Below are 1,111 nucleotides of genomic sequence, written 5' to 3'. Positions count from 1 at the left end.
TAAAACCCTCACTCTACCGGCACCGGCAAGACGGCGCGGTTTCGTCCTCCATCTTTGGCCTGATAGAGCCGGCTATCCGCCATTGCGATGACCGCTTCCAGGCTGGGCGCCTCGGCGAAGGTGGCGCCCCCCGCGCTGATGGTCAGGGGCGGAAGATGGTCTACCCGCAGCGTGCGGATGGTGTGCAGCAGTTGCTCGGTGACCTGCTGGTGTTCGCGGGCGCTCTGGCACGGCAACACCATCACAAATTCTTCGCCGCCCCAGCGACCGATAAGTGCATGTTCTGAGGCGGCGGCCCGCAGCGTCACGCCGATCATTTGCAGCGCCTGGTCGCCGGTCAGGTGTCCGTAGGAGTCGTTGACGCCCTTGAAGTGGTCGACATCCACCATCAGCAGCAGGGTTTGCTCCGGCGACGAGGTGCGCCAGAGCGTCCCGAGTTTCTTTTCCAGCCCCCGGCGGCTGAGGGTGCCGGTCAGGGCGTCCCAAGCGAGCTGACCTTCGAGGTAGGCGCTGCGGACCTGTTCCTCGTTGACATAGTGGCTGTAGCGGGCGGCGAACGCGGCGGTGCCCAGGCCCACGGCGAGCAGCCCCAGCTCCGTCGGCACGCGGACATTTGCATTCACGGCGCTGGCGACGGTCAGGACATACAGCAGAGCCGAAAACGGCGCCGCGAGCCGGGTCGGCAAAATGGCAAACAGCACCATACCGAGAATCTGGACTTCGAGCAGCACGATGCTGCCGGTCCATGAATGTTCCAGCAGGTCCTGCACGATGTCGGCGGCGATGCGCCCACTCAGGGTCAGCACCGCCAGCCTGCAGACCAGCGACATGGGACTGGGCAGACGCCAGTTGACGATAAAAATAGCGATGACCAGCGCAATCCCGCCGCTTCCCACCAGCAGTTGAAACTCGTCGTGTTTGCGCCAGGACCGGATGAAGGCCAGCAGTTGAACGGCCAGTGCCCCCAGGGCCAGCACGGACACCAGCCAGCGCTGGCCCGAGTTGCCGCGCGTTTGGGAAGAGGGGGCTTGCGAAGTCACGAGCGGCAACGTAACCGACTGAGGGTCACAAGTTCTTGAAATCGGAGTCTCACTCAGGAACATTAAGGTCT

1 protein-coding gene is annotated in these 1,111 nt (G+C 63.7%); it reads right to left on the bottom strand.

Annotated features, from left to right (window positions below; genetic code table 11):
• Positions 1-8 precede the first annotated feature (8 nt).
• A partial coding sequence (locus T432_RS09075) for a GGDEF domain-containing protein (protein ID WP_211246946.1) occupies positions 9-1,111 on the bottom strand: 1,103 nt, incomplete at its 5' end.

Source organism: Taylorella asinigenitalis ATCC 700933 (genome assembly GCF_000687755.1).
In the GTDB taxonomy this organism is placed as follows: Bacteria; Pseudomonadota; Gammaproteobacteria; order Burkholderiales; family Burkholderiaceae_B; genus Taylorella; species Taylorella asinigenitalis.
Note: the sequence above shows the minus strand (reverse complement) of the source record. Positions and strands in the feature narration are given on the sequence as shown.